20 protein-coding genes are annotated in these 18,090 nt (G+C 71.8%); 8 read left to right on the top strand and 12 right to left on the bottom strand.

The features are described 5' to 3' along the window. Window positions 1–65: 65 nt before the first annotated feature. Together ACIBTS_RS32175 and ACIBTS_RS32170 are read right to left on the bottom strand one after the other, a co-directional pair. A complete protein-coding gene (locus tag ACIBTS_RS32175; protein ID WP_399324041.1) occupies window positions 66–680 on the bottom strand; it encodes an ATP-binding protein in 615 nt (204 codons plus the stop codon). Window positions 681–896: 216 nt separating this feature from the next. Then, window positions 897–1,271, bottom strand: coding sequence for an STAS domain-containing protein (locus tag ACIBTS_RS32170; protein WP_399324038.1), 375 nt, complete (start codon window positions 1,269–1,271; stop codon window positions 897–899). Between the two features lie 239 nt (window positions 1,272–1,510). Here ACIBTS_RS32170 and ACIBTS_RS32165 point away from each other — a divergent pair, with 239 nt between their 5' ends. Beyond that, complete coding sequence (locus tag ACIBTS_RS32165) at window positions 1,511–2,446, top strand: RNA polymerase sigma factor SigF (protein WP_079661831.1); 936 nt, start codon at window positions 1,511–1,513, stop codon at window positions 2,444–2,446. Between the two features lie 92 nt (window positions 2,447–2,538). On the opposite strand, the gene ACIBTS_RS32160 is transcribed toward ACIBTS_RS32165, so the two are convergent. Further along, window positions 2,539–2,778, bottom strand: a complete 240-nt coding sequence (locus tag ACIBTS_RS32160) for a hypothetical protein (protein ID WP_399324036.1) — start codon at window positions 2,776–2,778, stop codon at window positions 2,539–2,541. A gap of 32 nt (window positions 2,779–2,810) precedes the next feature. Beyond that, entirely contained in the window at window positions 2,811–3,227 is a 417-nt protein-coding gene (locus ACIBTS_RS32155; RefSeq protein ID WP_399324034.1) for an ATP-binding protein, read from the bottom strand. A gap of 207 nt (window positions 3,228–3,434) precedes the next feature. On the opposite strand from ACIBTS_RS32155, the gene ACIBTS_RS32150 reads away from it, so the two are divergent. Continuing rightward, the gene (locus ACIBTS_RS32150; protein ID WP_399324032.1) at window positions 3,435–4,265 is read left to right on the top strand and encodes a helix-turn-helix transcriptional regulator; all 831 of its coding nucleotides are present in this window, start codon (window positions 3,435–3,437) and stop codon (window positions 4,263–4,265) included. A gap of 9 nt (window positions 4,266–4,274) precedes the next feature. Further along, the gene (locus tag ACIBTS_RS32145; protein ID WP_399324030.1) at window positions 4,275–4,481 is read left to right on the top strand and encodes a DUF397 domain-containing protein; all 207 of its coding nucleotides are present in this window, start codon (window positions 4,275–4,277) and stop codon (window positions 4,479–4,481) included. A 1-nt stretch (window position 4,482) separates the two neighbouring features. On the opposite strand, the gene ACIBTS_RS32140 is transcribed toward ACIBTS_RS32145, so the two are convergent. Beyond that, a complete protein-coding gene (locus ACIBTS_RS32140) occupies window positions 4,483–4,998 on the bottom strand; it encodes a DUF6584 family protein (RefSeq protein ID WP_399324028.1) in 516 nt (171 codons plus the stop codon). A gap of 159 nt (window positions 4,999–5,157) precedes the next feature. Here ACIBTS_RS32140 and ACIBTS_RS32135 point away from each other — a divergent pair, with 159 nt between their 5' ends. After that, complete coding sequence (locus tag ACIBTS_RS32135) at window positions 5,158–6,159, top strand: DMT family transporter (protein ID WP_399324026.1); 1,002 nt, start codon at window positions 5,158–5,160, stop codon at window positions 6,157–6,159. Here ACIBTS_RS32135 and hutI read toward each other — a convergent pair. The 4 genes from hutI to hutU form a co-directional block, all read right to left on the bottom strand. Then, on the bottom strand, window positions 6,099–7,304 hold the full coding sequence (gene hutI / locus ACIBTS_RS32130) for an imidazolonepropionase (RefSeq protein WP_399324024.1): 1,206 nt from the start codon (window positions 7,302–7,304) through the stop codon (window positions 6,099–6,101). The two genes, ACIBTS_RS32135 and hutI, sit on opposite strands and share 61 nt — an antisense overlap. Before the next feature lie 38 nt (window positions 7,305–7,342). Further along, window positions 7,343–8,716 carry a formimidoylglutamate deiminase gene (locus ACIBTS_RS32125; RefSeq protein WP_399324022.1) on the bottom strand — a complete coding sequence of 458 codons (1,374 nt, stop codon included), beginning with the start codon at window positions 8,714–8,716 and terminating at the stop codon, window positions 7,343–7,345. Further along, complete coding sequence (locus tag ACIBTS_RS32120; RefSeq protein WP_399324050.1) at window positions 8,713–9,927, bottom strand: allantoate amidohydrolase; 1,215 nt, start codon at window positions 9,925–9,927, stop codon at window positions 8,713–8,715. Before ACIBTS_RS32120 ends, ACIBTS_RS32125 begins: the two co-directional genes overlap by 4 nt. Window positions 9,928–10,022: 95 nt before the next feature. Beyond that, complete coding sequence (hutU, locus tag ACIBTS_RS32115; RefSeq protein ID WP_399324020.1) at window positions 10,023–11,687, bottom strand: urocanate hydratase; 1,665 nt, start codon at window positions 11,685–11,687, stop codon at window positions 10,023–10,025. Window positions 11,688–12,069: 382 nt separating this feature from the next. On the opposite strand from hutU, the gene ACIBTS_RS32110 reads away from it, so the two are divergent. Genes ACIBTS_RS32110 through ACIBTS_RS32095 form a run of 4 tightly spaced genes read left to right on the top strand, consistent with a single transcriptional unit; the run spans window position 12,070 to window position 14,655 of the window. Then, window positions 12,070–12,546, top strand: coding sequence for a hypothetical protein (locus ACIBTS_RS32110; protein ID WP_399324018.1), 477 nt, complete (start codon window positions 12,070–12,072; stop codon window positions 12,544–12,546). Further along, the gene (locus ACIBTS_RS32105) at window positions 12,543–13,697 is read left to right on the top strand and encodes a transcriptional regulator (protein WP_399324016.1); all 1,155 of its coding nucleotides are present in this window, start codon (window positions 12,543–12,545) and stop codon (window positions 13,695–13,697) included. Before ACIBTS_RS32110 ends, ACIBTS_RS32105 begins: the two co-directional genes overlap by 4 nt. A 34-nt stretch (window positions 13,698–13,731) precedes the next feature. Further along, on the top strand, window positions 13,732–14,259 hold the full coding sequence (locus tag ACIBTS_RS32100) for a roadblock/LC7 domain-containing protein (RefSeq protein ID WP_399324014.1): 528 nt from the start codon (window positions 13,732–13,734) through the stop codon (window positions 14,257–14,259). A gap of 21 nt (window positions 14,260–14,280) precedes the next feature. Then, window positions 14,281–14,655, top strand: coding sequence for a hypothetical protein (locus tag ACIBTS_RS32095; RefSeq protein WP_079661820.1), 375 nt, complete (start codon window positions 14,281–14,283; stop codon window positions 14,653–14,655). A 52-nt stretch (window positions 14,656–14,707) separates the two neighbouring features. Here the strand turns inward: ACIBTS_RS32095 and ACIBTS_RS32090 are convergent, their stop codons facing one another. From ACIBTS_RS32090 to ACIBTS_RS32080, 3 genes are all read right to left on the bottom strand, one after another. After that, a complete protein-coding gene (locus ACIBTS_RS32090) occupies window positions 14,708–15,292 on the bottom strand; it encodes a hypothetical protein (RefSeq protein WP_099936717.1) in 585 nt (194 codons plus the stop codon). A gap of 93 nt (window positions 15,293–15,385) precedes the next feature. Further along, complete coding sequence (locus ACIBTS_RS32085; protein WP_399324048.1) at window positions 15,386–16,294, bottom strand: MurR/RpiR family transcriptional regulator; 909 nt, start codon at window positions 16,292–16,294, stop codon at window positions 15,386–15,388. 32 nt (window positions 16,295–16,326) lie between these two features. Then, the gene (locus ACIBTS_RS32080; protein ID WP_399324011.1) at window positions 16,327–17,847 is read right to left on the bottom strand and encodes an aromatic amino acid ammonia-lyase; all 1,521 of its coding nucleotides are present in this window, start codon (window positions 17,845–17,847) and stop codon (window positions 16,327–16,329) included. Window positions 17,848–18,090 lie beyond the last annotated feature (243 nt).

Raw genomic sequence — 18,090 nt, 5'->3', positions numbered from 1 at the left:
GCTCCGGGTAAGTCATTCGGCCCAGGAATACTCTCCGAATTCCTCCCAGCTCAGCCGGGAATACATCAAGGCGCTTCCATGGCGCACTCCGCCCAGACCGTCTTGCCCGCAACACCCGGGGCCCGTACGACGCCCCAGTCCAGGCAGAGGCGCTGGACGATGAACATGCCGTGTCCGCCGGGGCGGCCCGCGCGGTGCGGGGTGCGCGGGGCCGGCTGGCCCGTGCCTCGGTCGGAGACCTCGACGCGGATAACCTTCTTGTCGCAGCCGAGAACCATCCGGTCCGGCCCCTCGGCGTGCAGACACGCGTTGGTGACCAGCTCGGAGACGACGAGCAGCACGTCCTCCGCAACAGCCCGCCGGTCGGCGGTGGCGGCCGGCAGCCAGCCCCACGCGTACAGCGCCTGGCGGGCGAAGTCACGGGCGAGCGGGACGACCCCGCTGGCGTCGTCGAAGCTCAGCCGGCGCACCTGGCGGCTGCCCGACGCGCCGGACGACCCCGACGCACCGGACGACCCGGACGCCCCGGAGGACCCGGACGCCCCGGAGGACCCGGAGGACCCCGAGGACGACCCGGACGATCCCTCCGCCTCGGCTGCCGTGCCCCCTTCGGACGACCCGGAAGCGCCGCTGGGCTCCGGCCCGCGGTCGCCCGGCGAGTAAGGCCGGGTGGTGCTCATCAGCGCTTCACCTCACCGATTCCCCGATTAACCGGTTCACAATTCAAGAGTCAGATCTCTACAGAGTCTGTACATGGGTAGTACGTGGACCGACAGCGTTCGCGTCGACCTTGCCGCCGACATGTTCAGGTCCAGGATGTCTCCTGCCCGGGGGGACCGGCGGAACACCCACCCGTTCCCACCCGTTCGCACCCATCCCCGGCCGGGCGGCGAAGTTCAGCCGTCGTCGGCGAGAGCCGCCTCGACCGTGGCGTGCACGGTGAACACCGCGTCCGCGCCGGTGATCTCGAAGACCCGCGCCACGACGGGCAGCATCCCCGCGAGATGGACCCCGCCACCGGCCGCCTCCGCCTTCAGACGTGCTCCGAGCAGCACGTTCAGTCCGGTGGAGTCACAGAACTCCAGGCGGGTGCAGTCCACCACCAGCCGTTTGTGGCCCCGGGCGAGGCAGTCTTCGAGTGGCTCACGCAACAGATCGGCGGTGTGGTGATCCAACTCACCCGCCGGGGTCACGACGGCGCTGGAGCCCTCTTCCCGCACCTCGACCAGAAGCCGGCCAGACTGTGCGCTGCCGACCGTCCCGCGGTCCATGCCGTCTCTTCTCCTGGGGTCGCGAACTGCTTGCTGACGCCCTCGAACCCTACGCCTTCGACCCGCACCTCAACACCCGAACAATCACCCACAAACGGACATAACCACACAAAAGCCACTTGCGGTTGGCCGAGTAAAGCGGGTAGGGCTAGTAGGAACACGCAACCGACACGGCCGGCTTTGGAGGCGCCGCACACCGTAGTGCGCTCACTGGCTTCGGCAGCCATACGCCGAGAACGATGGAGGACATCATGTCACCCCGGCTCGACGCACCGCATACCCGCGGAGCGACGTCGACACCCCCTCCGGATCAGGAACATCTGGAACCCATCGCCCAGAACACGGCGCTGGACGTCGACCCCACCGACGCCCTCGCCGGACTTCCGGAGATCCCCCCGTACGACGAGGTCGGCCCCGTCGACGCACGGGCCCTGTCCAAGACCCTGTTCGCGCGGCTCGAGTCCCTCGAAGAGGGCACGCACGAATACTCGTACGTCCGCAACACCCTCGTCGAACTGAACCTCGCGCTGGTCAAGTTCGCCGCCTCCCGGTTCCGCTCCCGCAGTGAGCCGATGGAGGACATCATCCAGGTCGGCACCATCGGCCTGATCAAGGCGATCGACCGCTTCGAGCTCTCGCGCGGCGTCGAGTTCCCGACCTTCGCGATGCCAACCATCATCGGCGAGATCAAGCGCTTCTTCCGCGACACCTCGTGGTCGGTGCGCGTCCCGCGCCGGCTCCAGGAGCTCCGGCTCGACCTGGCCAAGGCGGGCGACGAACTGGCCCAGAAACTCGACCGCGCGCCCACCGTCGCGGAGTTGGCCGAGCGCCTCGACCTCTCACGGGAGGAGGTCGTCGAGGGCATGGCGGCGTCGAACGCGTACACCGCCTCGTCGCTCGACGCGCAGCCGGAGGAGGACGACGCGGAAGGCGCGCTCGCCGACCGCATCGGCTACGAGGACCACGGACTCGAAGGCATCGAGTACGTCGAGTCACTGAAGCCCCTCATCGCCGAACTCCCGCCCCGCGACCGGCAGATCCTCTCCCTCCGGTTCGTCGCCGGCCTGACCCAGTCGGAGATAGGCGAGGAACTCGGCATCTCCCAGATGCACGTCTCCCGCCTGCTGTCCCGCACCCTGGTGCGGCTGCGCAAGGGCCTGACCCTGGAGGAGTAAGGGTCTGAGTGCGGCGGAACGAGACTCTGGCTGCGGCTGGAGGAATGAGGCCTTCCCGGGGGCTCCGGCCCCCGGGACCCCCGGCACCAGTGTCAGAACCCTTCGTCGAACAAACTCCGGGCGTCGGTGACCTGGTAGGAACGGTCGAGGCAGACACCCAGCTCGTCCATGTCGGCGCAGGAGAGAACGCGCTCACGGACGGAGTCGGGGACGTCGACCTGCCGCCACCGGAGGTTACGCAGAACAGTCTCCGCCCTCTCCTGCGCTCGGCCCTCTTCCCGACCTTGCTCGCGCACCTCCTCAGCGAGCGGGTGCCGCCAGAAGTACTGCATCGCCGTCACCTCCTTCTGGCGCGATCAACGAGCTACGCCGCGTCGAGTTCGCACCAGACCAACTTGCCTCGATGCCCCATGCGGGACAGCGGCTGCCAGTGCCAGAGGTCCGAACAGGCCCGCACCAGGGCCATACCCCGGCCGCTCTCCGCGTCGTCGCCGATCTCCTCCAACCGGCTTGGCGGCTCGGGTGGTTCGGGGTCCGCGTCCCACGCACCGATCTGCAGGACGTCGTCCCGGAAGCGGACGCGCAGGCATCCCGGCCCCTTGGTGTGCAGGACGACGTTGGACATCAACTCCGAGACAAGCAGCTCCGCCGTCTCGGCAAGGTGGACGAGTCCATGCAGGGTGAGGATCAGGCGGAGGGTGCGACGACAGACGGTGACGGCGCGGGGGTCGGTGGGGATGTAGAGGGAGTACTCCCAGGAGTCGGTGGTGGTTTCGGGCATGGGGCAGCTCCGGGTGGGTGAGTGGACATGGGGGCGCGGTGGCATCGCCGCAGCCGTCATGGCAGGAGGGAGCGGTGCACTTCGCAGCGTGAAGGTCGCGTCACTGACGGTAGATCTAAATCTAGAGATGCGGCAAGCCGATCGCGTAATCTGACGCCGAAAGAGTCGCGCCTGCAGGCGCGTTGGACCTAGGAACGGTCGAGGGCTTTGAGGCGCGAACCAACGGCACGTCAACTGCGTCTGGCGACTGAACTGCGCAGGCTCCGCGAGGCGGCAGGCCTCAACGCCCGCCAGACAGCGGCACTACTCGGCGTTAGCCCCGCACAGATCACCCACATCGAGTCAGGGCTCGCAGGCGTGAGCGAGAAGCGACTTCGCCGCCTCGCATCCCACTACGCCTGTACGGACGAGGAGTTCATCGACGCCCTGGTCAGCATGGCGACCGATCGGACGCAGGGGTGGTGGGAGGAGTACCGGGGCTCGCTTCCGACGTCGTTCCTGGACCTGTCGGAACTGGATCACCACGCCACGTTCCGGCGCGAGGTGGCCGTCTTGTACGTTCCCGGTCTACTGCAAACGGAGAACTACGCTCGCGCGGTCTTCTCGTCCAGGGTTCCCGAGCTCGCTCCTGAGGAACTTGAGCTGCGCGTCCAGCACCGAATGGCCCGCCAAGCGTTTGCCTTCCCGTACACAGTGGTGATCCACGAGGCGGCACTCCGCATCAGGGTCAGCGACCGCGCCGCCTCACGAGCGCAGTTGAGCAGACTCCTGGAACTCTCCGAGGCGGACCACATCACCCTGCTCGTCGTTCCCTTCGACCTGGACGGCTTCGCCAGGGCCTCAAGCACCATGACCTATGTGGACGGCCCCGTGCCCAAGCTGGACACCGTGGTCCGTGACGCGCCCCACGGCTCGGTCTTCATCGATTCCGAGGCTCAGCTCAACGCCTATCGAACGCGCTTCCATAAAGTGGAGGGTGTGGCACTCGATCCCGAACGGTCGCGTGACTTCATCCACAAGCTGGCGAAGGAGCTGTGAGGCGCCCCCATGACCACCCCCGACAACTGGCGGAAGTCGTCGTACTCCGGCGAGGGCGACGGCAATGACTGCGTCGAACTCGCCTCCACCCCCACCACCCTCCACCTCCGCGAATCCGACGCCCCCACCACCGTCCTCACCACCACCCACACCCCGCTCACCCACCTCCTCGAAGCCATACGCACCCGCTCGCTACCCGTCCGCCCCGGCGACTGAGTCAGTCGAAGAGGGCGACGAGTCCGTTCACCCAGATCGCGAGGAACGCGAGGACCGCCACCAGGCAGCCGGCCCCCGCCAGGAAATCGACGAACCTGCTTCCCCTGCTGTCTGCCTCTCCGTCGGACGCCCCGGACGGCACCGTGTCCCAGTCGACAGGACGTCCCATGGCATCGGAGCAGGCCGCGCGCACTGCCGCCAGTTGCTCTCTGGCAAAGGCCGATCGGGCGAGCGACTCGGGGCCCCGCCAGGCAAGTGCCCGCATGCGCTTCGGAGCTGTGTCGTATCTCGTCTCGAAGGCGGAGGTCTCGGCTGCGTCCCGGTCCTGTTCGAGGTACATCCAGCGACCCGCTTCCGCGAGCTCTCCGTACAGTCGGTACACCTCCGCCAGGCGGCGGCGAAGCGTCAGGTCGTCCGGGAAGGACGACACCAGCCCACGCAGGCGCTGGCGCGCGACGGGGACCCGGCCGGCGGCCAGGTCCCCGTCGACTCGGTCAAGGGTGTCTCTCAGCGGCATATGCGCATGATCGGGTAACGCGGCGACCGCCGTCGACCTGGTTTGGTCGCGAAGCCCTGTCCCCGTCGTGGAAACCCGTTGGCCGGATTCCGCCCGGTGACTATTCTGGGCCGGCCCTCTGACCAGCAGAGCCGCTGGGCCAGTCCCCGTCATCTGCTCATGAGGAGCCCTGTGTCCGACTCCCCTGCCGGTTCCGTCCGCCTCGGGCGGCTCGCCGATGTTCCCGTTCTGTTGGTCGCCGTCGTGTGGGGGTCCAGTTATCTCGCGGCGAAGGGGGTCACGACCTCCGGCACCGTGCTGGCCGTGCTGGTGCTGCGGTTCGGCGTGGTGTTGCCGGTGCTGGTCGTGGCGGGGTGGCGGCGGCTGCGGGCGTTGAGCGGCACGCAGGTGCGTGGGGCCGGGGGGTTGGGGGTGATCCTGGCCGGCATCTTTGTGCTGGAGACGTACGGGGTCGTGCACACCTCCGCGACCAACGCCGGGCTGATCATCAGTCTGACCATGGTGTTCACGCCGCTCGCGGAGAGCCGGGTGCGGGGCGTGCGGCTGCCGGGCGCGTTCCTGGCGGCGGCCGGGCTGTCGGTGCTCGGCGTGGCGCTGCTGACGCAGGGGGCCGGGTTCACGGCGCCCTCCGGCGGCGATCTGCTGATGCTGGGGGCCGCCGTCGCGCGGACCGTGCATGTGCTGGCCATGGCCCGCATGGAGTCGGTGCGCGGGGCCGACGCCTTGTCGCTGACGACCGTCCAACTGGGCGGTGCGGTGGCCGTGTTCGCGGTGCTGGTGGCGGTGCCGGGGACGGGCGCGTCGCCGTGGACCGCCGCCGCGGACTTCGACGCCGGGGACTGGCTCGGCCTGGTCTACCTCTCCGCGTTCTGCACGCTGTTCGCGTTCTTCGTGCAGATGTGGGCGGTCCGCCGTACGTCGCCGTCCCGGGTCAGTCTGCTGTTGGGCACCGAGCCGGTGTGGGCGGCGGCCGTCGGCATCGCGCTCGCCGGGGACCGACCGGGGTGGCTCGGCTACGTGGGCGCGGTGCTCGTGCTCGTCGGCACCGGGTGGGGGCGGACGATCGCGGACCGGGGGCGGGAGTCGGCTGCCGGGGCCGCTCAGACGACCCGGCGGCCGCGCCGCCACACCCCCGACACCAGCGGCACGCCCGGGCGGTAGGCCAGGTGGACGTGGCTCGGGGCGTCCAGGAGGGTCAGGTCGGCGTACGCGCCGGGGGTCACGCGGCCCACGTCGGTGCGGCGCAGGGCCGCCGCGCCGCCCGCCGTCGCCGACCACACCGCCTCGTCCGGCGTCATCCGCATGTCCCGGACGGCGAGCGCGATGCAGAACGGCACGGACGAGGTGAACGACGAGCCCGGGTTGCAGTCCGTGGAGAGGGCGACGGTGACGCCCGCGTCCAGCAGGCGACGGGCATTCGGCCACTCCGCCCGCGTGGAGAACTCGGCGCCGGGCAGGAGCGTGGCGACCGTGTTCCCGTTCGCCAGCGCGTCCACGTCGGCGTCGGTGAGGTGGGTGCAGTGGTCGGCGCTGGCCGCGTCCAGCTCGACCGCCAGCTGCACGCCGGGGCCGTAGGAGAGCTGGTTGGCGTGGATGCGGGGGTGCAGGCCCTTGGCCTTGCCGGCGGTGAGGATCGCGCGGGCCTGGTCGCCGTCGAACGCGCCCTTCTCGCAGAACACGTCGATCCAGCGGGCGTGCGGGGCGCAGGCGTCGAGCATCTCGCCGGTGACGAGGGCTACGTACGCGGCCGGGTCGTCGGCGTAGTCGGGGGAGACGATGTGCGCACCGAGGTACGTCACCTCGTCGGTGTGCTTCGCCGCGAGGCGCAGGGCGCGGGCCTCGTCGGCGACGGTCAGGCCGTAGCCGGACTTCGTCTCGAAGGTGGTGGTGCCCTGGCGGAGGGCCTCGGCGAGGAAACGGACGACGTTCGCCTCGAGTTCCTCGTCGCTCGCCGCTCGCGTCGCCGCGACCGTCGTGCGGATGCCGCCCGCCGTGTAACCGCGGCCCGACATGCGGGCGTTGAACTCCTGCGTGCGGTCGCCCGCGAAGACCAGGTGGGAGTGGGAGTCGACGAAGCCCGGGAGCACCGCCCGGCGGCCCGCGTCGACCCGATTGTCAGTGGCGGGTGCTTTGCTTGATTCACCGGTCCACGCGACGCGGTCGCCGTCGATGACGACGGCCGCGTCCTGGATCAGTCCAAGAGGGGAGCCGTCTCCGAGGGAGGGGTCGTTGGTGACCAGCGTGGCGATGTTGGTGATGACGGTGGTCGTGCCGGTGCTGCTCATCGTCGTGTCCTCGCTGCTCATCGTCGTGTCGTCGTGGCTGACGGGGGCGGGCGTGGTGGTCAGGCTCGCAGGGCTGCCACGGCCCGCGCGAGGGCCTGCGGCACGTCCGGTACGAGCGTGTGCGCCCCGTCGCGTACGACGTGACGTCCGGCGACGACCGTATGCCGTACGTCCGCCGCGGTCGCCGCGAATACGGCCGTCTCGGCGCCGAGCCTGGGCACCGGGCCGGCCGTCCTGACCGAGTCGAGGGCGATCGTCGTGAAGTCGGCGGCCGAACCGACCTCCAGTCTGCCCGCGTCCGGGTTGCCGAGGGCGGCGTGGCCGTCGGCGGAAGCGGCGCGCAGCAGGGCCGCCGCCGTCCAGTGACCGCGGGCGCGGGTGCGCAGCCGCTCGTTCAGCTCCATCGCGCGTGCCTCTTCGAGCAGGTCGATGACGGCATGGCTGTCGGAGCCGAGGGAGAGGGGCGAGCCCGCGGCCTGGAGGGCGACGGCCGGGCCGATGCCGTCGGCGAGGTCGCGTTCGGTCGTCGGGCACATGCAGGTGCCGGTGCCGGTGCGGCCGAGGAGGGCGATGTCCTCGTCGGTGAGGTGGGTGTTGTGCACGCCGGTGGTGCGCGGGCCGAGGACACCGTGGTCGGCGAGGAGCTGCGTGGGCGTCCGGCCGTGGGCGGCGCGGCAGGCGTCGTTCTCGGCGGTCTGCTCGGACAGGTGCACATGCAGCGGCGCCCGGCGCTCCTCGGCCCAGCGCGCCACGGCTCCCAACTGGTCGGCGGGCACGGCCCGTACGGAGTGGACGGCCGCCCCGATCCTCGCGTGATCCCGTTCCTTGAGAAGTGAACAGCGTTCGGCCCAGGCGTCCGCGTCGCCGTCGGAGAAGCGGAGCTGGTGGGCGTTGGGCGGCTGTCCGAAGCCGGAGGAGAGGTAGGCGGTGTCGAGGAGGGTGATGCGGATGCCGGCTTCGGCGGCGGCCTCGATCAGGGCCTCGCCCATGGCGTTGGGGTCGGCGTACGGAGTGCCGCCGGGGGCGTGGTGCAGATAGTGGAACTCGCCGACGGCCGTGACGCCGGCCAGCGCCATCTCGGCGTACACGGCGCGGGCCAGCTGGTGGTAGGTCTCCGGGGTCAGCCGGTCGGCGACCGAGTACATGACCTCGCGCCAGGTCCAGAAGGTGCCGGAGCCGACCTGGACGGTGCCGCGCAGGGCACGGTGGAAGGCGTGGCTGTGGGCGTTCGCCAGGCCCGGAAGGGTCAGCCCGCGCAGGATCTCGGCGCCGGGCGGCGGGGAGCCGACGCCCGTGCGGACGTCGGTGATGCGGCCGCCCGTCCCCGCGCCGGAGCCGCTCGTCGACACCGTGAGGGCGACGCCCGGCTCGACGTTCGTGTCGAGCCAGGCATGCTCCAGCCAGTACGTCCGTGTCCGCTGCGTGGGGGTCACCGGCAGGCCAGTCCTTCCAGTACGTCGGCGAGGGCGTGCACCCCGGCCACGCAGTCGTCCTCGGCGGCGAACTCGGCCGGGGAGTGCGAGACGCCCGTGGGGTTGCGCACGAACAGCATGGCGGTCGGCACGGTCCCGGAGAGGATCCCGGCGTCGTGTCCGGCGCCGGTGCCGAGGACGGGGACCGTGAGGTCGGTGCTCCTGTCGGCGGTCTTGCCGAGGATGCGGGCGAGTTCGTCGCGCAGGGCGTGGTCGAACTCGACGACGGGCGTGAACGACTCACGGACGACGTCGAGATCGACGCCCTGGGCGACGGCGTACTCACGGGCGGCCTGCTCGATGCCGGTGACCACCGTGTCGAGGGTGGCCTGGTCGGCGGCGCGGGAGTCGAGCCACCCGCGCACCAGGGAGGGGATGGCGTTGACTCCGTTGGGCTCGACGGAGATCTTGCCGAAGGTGGCTACGGCGCCCGCGAGCCGGGCCTCGCGGCGGGCGGCGAGGACCGTCTCGGCGTACGACAGCATCGGGTCGCGGCGGTCCACGAGGCGGGTGGTGCCGGCGTGGTTGGCCTCGCCCCGGAAGTCGAACCGCCAGCGCCCGTGCGGCCAGATGGCGCTGGCGATGCCCACCTGGTCCCCGCTCAGGTCGAGGGCTCGGCCCTGCTCGACGTGCAGCTCGACGAACGCGCCGATGCGGGCGAGCCGCTCCGGGTCCGCGCCGATGGCGTCGGGGTCGTACCCGGCGGCCTCCATGGCCCGCGGGAGAGTGACCCCGTCGCCGTCGGTGAGCCGGTGCGCCTGCTCGACGGTGAGCTGCCCGGCGGCGAGCCGGGAGCCGACGCAGGCGAGCCCGAAGCGGGCGCCCTCCTCGTCGCCGAAGTTGACCAGGGCGAGGGGCTTGGTGAACGCGACGCCCCGCGCGCGGAGTTCGTCGAGCGCGGCGAAGGAGGACACGACACCGAGGGGGCCGTCGAAGGCGCCGCCGTCCGGCACGGAGTCGAGATGCGACCCGGTGACGACGACATCCCCGGCGCGCGGATCCCCGAGCCAGGCCCACTGGTTCCCGTTCCGGTCGACCTCGTACGCCAGCCCCCGCGCCTCGGCCTGCTCCTTGAACCAGGCCCGGCACTCGGCGTCTGCGGACGTCCAGGCGAACCGCCGGTAACCCTGAGAGTCGGCATTCCGCCCGATGGGGAGCAGCTCGCGCCACATCTCATGGAAGGAGCCACCACCCGCCGGCCCCGCGCTCGGCGGCGAGAGCTCAGCCCCCGCCGGAGAGTTGCCGTTCCGCTCATCTCCCGGAGGGGTCACGCGTCGTCACCCTCGCGCATGGGGACGCGCACACCCCGCTCGTCGGCGGCGGTCTCGGCGATGTCGTAGCCGGCGTCGACGTGCCGGATGACGCCCATGCCGGGGTCGTTGGTCAGCACGCGGCGCAGCTTCTCGCCGGCGAGCTTCGTGCCGTCCGCCACGGACACCTGGCCGGCGTGGATGGAGCGGCCCATGCCGACGCCGCCGCCGTGGTGGATGGAGACCCAGGAGGCGCCCGAGGCGACGTTCACCATGGCGTTCAGGAGCGGCCAGTCGGCGATCGCGTCGGAGCCGTCGAGCATGGCCTCGGTCTCGCGGTACGGGGAGGCGACGGAGCCGGAGTCGAGGTGGTCGCGGCCGATGGCGAGGGGGGCTGCGAGTTCACCGGACGCCACCATGTCGTTGAAGCGCTCGCCCGCCTTGTCGCGCTCGCCGTAGCCGAGCCAGCAGATGCGCGCCGGAAGGCCCTGGAAGTGGACCCGCTCGCCGGCCATCTTGATCCAGCGGTGCAGCGACTCGTTCTCGGGGAAGAGGTCGAGGATCGCCTTGTCCGTCTTGTGGATGTCGGAGGCCTCGCCGGACAGCGCGGCCCATCGGAAGGGGCCCTTGCCCTCGCAGAACAGCGGGCGGATGTAGGCGGGCACGAAGCCGGGGAAGGCGAACGCGCGCTCGTATCCGGCGAGTTGGGCCTCGCCGCGGATGGAGTTGCCGTAGTCGAAGACCTCGGCGCCGGCGTCCATGAAGCCGACCATCGCCTCGACGTGCCGGGCCATCGACTCGCGGGCCCGGGTCGTGAAACCGGCCGGGTCCTTCGCCGCGTACGACGCCATGTCGTCGAAGTCCACCCCGACCGGCAGGTACGACAGCGGGTCGTGGGCCGACGTCTGGTCGGTGACGATGTCGATGGGGGCGCCCTCGGCGAGCATGCGCGGCAGCAGTTCCGCCGCGTTGCCGAGGAGGCCGATGGAGAGCGGGCGGCGGGCGTCGCGGGCCTCGACAGCGAGCTGGAGGGCGTGCTCCAGGCTGTCGGCCCACACGTCCAGGTAGCGGTGCTCGATGCGGCGTTCGATGGCGCGCGGGTCGACGTCGATGCAGATCGCGACGCCGTCGTTCATCGTCACGGCGAGCGGCTGGGCGCCGCCCATGCCGCCCAGGCCGGCGGTCAAAGTGATGGTGCCGGCGAGCGTGCCGCCGAACTTCTTCGCGGCGACGGCGGCGAAGGTCTCGTAGGTGCCCTGAAGGATGCCCTGGGTGCCGATGTAGATCCACGACCCGGCGGTCATCTGGCCGTACATCGTCAGGCCCAGCTGTTCCAGCCTGCGGAACTCCTCCCAGTTGGCCCAGTCGCCGACGAGGTTGGAGTTGGCGATGAGGACGCGCGGGGCCCACTCGTGGGTCTGCATGACGCCGACGGGCCGGCCGGACTGGACGAGCATGGTCTCGTCCTGCTTCAGGGTCCGCAGCGTGCGCACCATCGCGTCGAAGGAGCGCCAGTCACGGGCCGCCTTGCCCGTGCCGCCGTAGACGACGAGCTTGTCGGGATGTTCGGCGACCTCGGGGTCGAGGTTGTTCTGCAGCATGCGCAGGGCGGCCTCCTGCTGCCATCCCAGGGCGCTCAGTTCCGTACCGCGCGGTGCTCGTACGGGGCGGGGTCCTGACATGGTCGGCCTCCTTGCGGATCGGTGATCCCGGCGGACTGTTGCTGTTGTTATTCACATCCTGACTGGATGAATAGAGCTAGTCAATAGAGAGAACGGTCAGGAGGACGGCGGGGAGGACGGCGGGGAGAAGGGGGCGCGCACCGCCGCACTCACCACCCCGGACGGACGCGCGCGCCGTTGACGCACGCCGAGGTGCACGGTGTTGAAGGGAGACATGGGCGTCGACGCGGCCCGGAACGCGGCCCGACGCGGGGTCAGCCGACCCACCCTAGTAACCCGGCAGCATGTTCCGCTGGAAAATGCCAGAAGACTCACCCCTCGCGCACACGTTGCGTAGCTTCTTCCTCACTCAGCCGAACCGACGGCAGGAGGGGAGCCAACGGTGCCCGGAATCGACGAGTGTCTACTGGAGGCCATGCGGCTGCCCGGCGCGCGGGGCGCCGCGCTGGTCGACTGGACGAGCGGGCTGGCCCTGGGCACGGTCGGGGAGTTCCCCGGCGGCGACCACGAGGCGGCGGCCGCCGAGGCCGCGGAGGTCGCCCGGCTCACCACTGAACAGCGCGCCTTCACGCCCGAGGGCCATGCCGCCCACGGCGTTGGGACCGAGTCCGGGACCGGAGCGGAGACCGGGGCCGGAGCCGGAGCCGGGACTGGAACCGGGGCCGGGGCCGGGATCGCCGATCCACCGGTCGAGGACCTGATCATCAGCAACCGGGACAGCTATCACGTGCTCCGCTTCGTGCCGACGTCCTTCGACAGCAGTGTGTTCCTGCACGTCTGGCTGGGCCGACCGGACGGCAATCTCGCGCTGGCCCGGATCCGGCTGGGCGAGATGGCCGGACGGCTGGTGCTGGGATGACCGCGGTGAGAACGACCCCGCCGGGCACCACCCCGCCGCCCCGGCTGCCCGTGCGGGAGAAGTCGGCAGGCCGGGCACGCGGCGGCGGCCTGTCGCCGATGCTGACCCGGCTGGCGGCCGAGCGGGCGACCGGCGTCCTGGAACGCGAGCGCGGCTCGCTCTATCTCGCCGAGGGCCGCGTGGTGCACGCCGAGAGCCCCCTCGCCCCCGGCCTCGACGTGCTCCTCCTGGCCCACGGCACCCTCGCCCCGGCCGCCTGGCAGGACGCGGTGGACCGGGCCGACGAGGAACACGGCGCGGCCCGTCTGCTGCTCGACGCCGGCCGAATCCCGCGCGGGGCGCTGGAGCTGTGCCACCTGGAGGCGGTGTTCGACGCAGCGTTCTTCGCCCTCGCCCCCAGCAGCACTCCGGGCCGGTTCCGGTACGGGGCCTGGCACTGGCTCGGCGCCCTGAGACCGGTCCCGGTCGACGCCGTCGAGCGCGAGACGTTGCGCCGCCGTGAGCTGCTGCACCGGCTGTGGCCGGACCCGCTGACGGACGGGGCGCCGCTGCGGCGGGCCGAGAGCGTCGCGGCGCCGGCGCCGACCGCCCGGCAGAGCGGGGTGCTGGCCCTGGTGGACGGCGTGCGCACCGCGTCGGACATAGCCCGCGAGCTGGGGCGGCAGGCCTTCCACACCCTGGTGGACGTCCGCCGCTTGGCGGCGGCGGGCCTGCTCACCGCCCTCTTCCCGCCCCCACGCCCCCACCACCCACCGCCGACCCCCCTCACCCAGGTCCCTCTACAAGCCCCTCTCCCAGCCCCTCTCCCAGCCCACCCCCACGACCTTCCCCACTGTCTCCCTCACGACCTTCCGTACGCCCCTCCGTACGCCCCTCCGTACGCCCCTCCGTACGCCCTTCCCCACGGCTTTCCCCCTGCCCATCCCGACGGCTTTCCTCCCTCCCATTCCCATTCCCACCCCCAGCCCCAGCCCCAGACCCACCCCCGTCCCCATCCCATACCCCCCGCCCCCCACGCCGCTCCCGCCCCCGCTCCCGATACCGCCCACGCCCCCGCCCCCGACCCCCCGCCGGGCATCACCCTGCCCCGCGTCAACGACCCCGACATCACCCTGCTGAAGAGGCTCAGGGATGCGCTGGAGGCCCTTTGAACGCCAGCGACCGCGCGCCGAGAGGAGCGAGCTGATGGCGTCCGAGCCCGAGATACTCGACGAACTCCGGCGGCTGCGGGCCCGGGTGCCGCAGCTGACCGGCGCACTCGCGGCCGGCGTGGACGGTCTCGTCCTCGCCCACGACACGCCCGGCGTGGAGCCGGAGGTGGTGGCCGCGCTGACCGCCGCCGCCCTCGGCGTCGCGGTGCGGTTGGCGGACACCACCGGCCAGGGCGACTTCCGCGAGCTGCTCGTGCGCGGGATGTACGGCTACGTCGCCACCTACGCGGCCGGCGAGAGCGCCGTACTGACCCTGCTCGCGCAGGATCGCGTCAACGTCGGCCGGCTGCATCTGGAGGGCCGCCGGGCCGGCGCCCGGATCGGGGATCTCGTCGACGCGCGGGAGGCGAAGGCGCGCGAGGCGCGCGCCGCACCCGCCGGGCCGCCGGCGAAGACGCCCGCGAAGGCGCCCGTCCGGACGCCCGCCAAACCCCCGACCGTACGGACCAGATCGGCGCGCGGCACGGCCACCGCCAACGCGCGCACCACCACGGAAAGTTGACAGGACCCTAGGAGCACAGTCATGGCCAATACCGAGACCTGCCTGAAAGAGGCGCTCGCCTCCATCGAGGGCGCGACCGGCGTCGCGCTCGTCGACTACACCAGCGGCATGGCGCTGGGCACGCTGGGCGGCAGCAAGACCTTCGACCTGAACGTCGCCGCCGCCGGCAACACCGACGTGGTGCGCGCCAAGATGCGCACCATGGAACACCTCGGGCTCAAGGCCCAGATCGAGGACATCCTGATCACCCTGTCCGACCAGTACCACCTGCTGCGCCTGATCAGCGGTCGCGGCGGCAACGGGCTCTTCCTCTACCTCGTCCTGGACGCCAAGCGGGCCAACCTGGCGATGGCCCGCCACCAGCTCAAGAGGATCGAGGAGGACCTGGAGGTCTAGAGCAGGTCCAGGGCAGGTCCAGGGCAGGTCCAGGACCTGACGTCCCGAAACGTCACACCAGTGCCGCGGTGCGGCGGCGGGCGCCGCCCGGGGCCGCGTCGCCGGCCGCGATGCCGGTGCTGCGGTACGCCTTGACGGTCTTGCCGGACGGGCGGCCGCCGCGCCGGTCCAGCCAGTCGACGCGCACCCACAGCAGCGCGTCCTCGTCCCGCTCGCGCCGCCCGAGCCAGGCGGCCTTCAGCCGCAGCCCGGTCCCGCAGCCGGCGAGCAGCAGGCCGCCGGCCGCGGGCACCGCGAAGGAGCTGCCCAGCGCGGCCGCGAAGGCGAGCAGCAGCCACCAGCGGTGGCCGCGCCGCCAGGTGCGGACGGTCACCGCACGGTCCTGGAGCACGTCGTGCTTGCCGGCCCGGGCGGCCCCACGGCCGAGTTCCCGGTAGCGCCGTCGGCCCCGCCACGTCACCGCGGCGACGGCCACGATGAACAACGCGGCCCCGGCCAACACCCCGATCCGTCGTCCCGTGAGGCCGGGCACCAGGACCCCGACCCCCGCCGCGAACACCCCGCACCACCACAACGGCGCGGCCCCGGCCCGTACGACGACGGCTACCCGAGCCAGCCCCTGCCCTCCGCGTGCCACGTCCGTCTCCTCGTCACTCCGGCACAGTCTCGTGACCGTTCAGACTAGTGAGCGAACGTGAGACGAGTCTGAGAGAGCGGGCCTACTCCAGGCCTACTCCACGAACAGTCCCCGGGCCGCGGCCCGCGTGTCGAACTCCTCCAGCCGGGCCTGCGCGTCGGGCAGGTCGTCGCACATCGCCTCCAGCAGCACCCGTCCGAGCAGCATCGGCGCGCACGCCGTGTCGAACGCGAGCCCGGTGCCGACGGCGGCCGGCAGCAGCAGGTCGGAGACCTTGGCGACCGGCGCGAACGCGGAGTCGGCGACCGTCACCACGCTCAGCCCGGCCTCCCTGGCGTAGGCCAGGGTGTCGACGACCTCGCGCGGATGCCGGGGCAGCGCGAAGCAGAGCAGCGCCGAGGCGCCCGCGCGGACGGCGGCGTCGATCCGGTCGTGGATCATCGTGCCGCCCTCGTTGAGCAGCCGTACGTCCGGGTGGACCTTGGCGGCGAAGTAGGCGAAGCCGTACGCCTGCGAGGCGGCGGCGCGCAGGCCGAGCACGGGGAGCGGCCGCGAGGCCGCCAGCAGCCGGCCCGCCCGCTGCACGGGCCGGGGGTCGGCGAGCAGTTCGGCGAGGTGCCTGAGGTTCTCGATCTCGGCCTCGACGGCCTGCTGGTACTCGTTGTACGAGGCCGAGCCGGCCGGTTGTTCGGTGGGCGCGACCTCGCGCAGGTGCTTGCGCAGGGCGGGGTAGCCGTCGAAGCCGAGGGCGACCGCGAAGCGGGTCACGGACGGCTGGCTGACCCCGGCGAGTTCGGCCAGCTCCACGCTGGACAGGAACGGCACGTCGGCGGCTCGGCGCACCATGCTGTGCGCGATGCGGCGCTGGGTCGGCGTCAGCCGGTGCCCCTCGAAGAGGGCCTGCAGCCGGCCCGCGGGACTGTCCGGCACCCCCGCACCCGGCTCCGCACCCGCAGTCTCCGCGCCAGGCTCACCCGCACCGGTCCCCGGCCCTGTCCCCATCCCGGTCCCCGTCCCCGTCCCCGTTTCGGCGCTCATGCCTCGCTCCCCCTCCAGATGTCCGTGAACCGGTCCAGCAGCCGGGCCGCCGCGCTCACGTCGTCCGTGAGCGGCCGGTCGGCCTGGTCCGCGTCGAGCACCGCCTCGGCCAGTTCCAGCGCCCGTCCGGCCAAAAGTCCCGGCTCGGGCCGCAGTTCGCGCTGACGCAGCGCCCGTACGGCGGCGACGAGTTCGCAGCCGACGACGAGACGGTACGCGGCGCAGGCGCGCAGTGTCTGCCGGGCGGCGAGCGAGGCGAAACTGGCCTGTTCCTCGACGCCCCGGGAGAGTACAGCGTGGCCGAGCGACGCGGGCGCGGAGAAGGCCCGCAGATCACCGAGGGCGGCCGCGGCGGCGTATTCGAGGATCATCACGCCGGAGGAGGCGGGCTCGGGGTCGGCGAGGAAGGGGCGCAGCCGGGTGTAGGCGGGTTCGTTGAGGGTCGAGAGGCGGGACGTGGACAGCCTCGCCACCTGGGTCAGCGCCAGCCTGAAGTGGTCCAGGGCGAGGGCGAGTTGGGCCTGGTAGAAGCCGCCGTGGTGGTAGGCGGCCATGTCCTCGGGGGAGATGAGCGGGTTCTCGGCGGCCGCGTTGATCTCGATGGCGACGACCTCCTCCAGGGCGTCGGCGGCGTCGTGCGCGGGGCCGTGGATCTGGGGCAGGCAGCGGAAGCCGTACGGGTCCTGGATGCGGCCGAGCGGCGGTGTGGGCCGGTCCTCGGCGCCGATCAACTCCCGCATGCGGCGGGCGACTTCGGCGGAGCCGCGGTGCGGTCGGGCGGCGTGCACGGGGGCGGCGTACGCCTCGTGCGAGCCGTCCACGGCGAGCAGGGAGAGCGCGGCGACGACCGGGGTGGCCTCCAGGAGCCCGCGCAGTTCGTGCAGGGCGAGCGCGGACTGGCCGAGGGTGAGGGCGTTGCTGCTGATGAGCGCGAGGGCGTCGTTGTTGTCGAGCTGCTGCGGTTCGGGGGCGCCGTCGCCGCGCCAGGGGTGTTCCCCGACGAGCGCCAGTCCGAGCTGGGCGAGCGCCGCCAGGTCCCCGGTGCCCACCGAGCCGAACTCGTTGACGACCGGGTGGGCGCCGCTCTCCAGTGCTTCGCACAGCGCCGTGACGACGCTGGGCCGCAGGCCCGCGCCGCCGGCGAGCAGTTGGTTGGCGCGGACCGCGAGCATGGCCCGGACCTGTCGGGCGGGCAGTTCCTCGCCGATGGCGCCGGCGTGGCTGCGCAGCAGGCGCAGGCCGTGTTCCGCGGCGGCCTCAGTGGGCACGTCCTCGTTCCGGTTGGCGCCGACGCCGGTGGAGCGGCCGTAGACGCGGCCGGTGGCGGCGATCTGGCGGGCGGCGTCCCAGGACTCGGTCATCCGCTTGGTCGCGTCGGTGCCGGGGACGGGCCGCGCGGTCCCGTCGGCGAGGCGCGCGACGTCCGCGACGCCGAGGGCGATCCCGTCCAGGACGACGAGACCGGGGCCGGATCCAGTGCCGGACCCATGAGCGGCGTCCACGATCCGAGATGACATAAGGCCACAAACTCCTCTCAATCCGGACACCTGATCTTGCCTGCCGGTCATCCATTACCTCGGATTAACACCGAACCGTTGACAAGTTATTCATCTAAAGAGAACTCTGCATGACGCTATACAGCCGGGCAAGGGACATCTCATGATCCAGTTCGACGCGACGCGGTCCACCTGGCTTTCGGGCAGGGTGCCCGGTCCTTCAGGGCCGGGGTGAATGCCCGCTCCCGCGGAGCGGGGCAGGGG

The sequence above is a fragment of the Streptomyces sp. NPDC050121 genome, from assembly GCF_044460385.1.
In the GTDB taxonomy this organism is placed as follows: Bacteria; Actinomycetota; Actinomycetes; order Streptomycetales; family Streptomycetaceae; genus Streptomyces; species Streptomyces soliscabiei.
The sequence above is the reverse complement of the archived record's forward strand: the minus strand, read 5'-3'. Positions and strand labels throughout refer to the sequence as shown.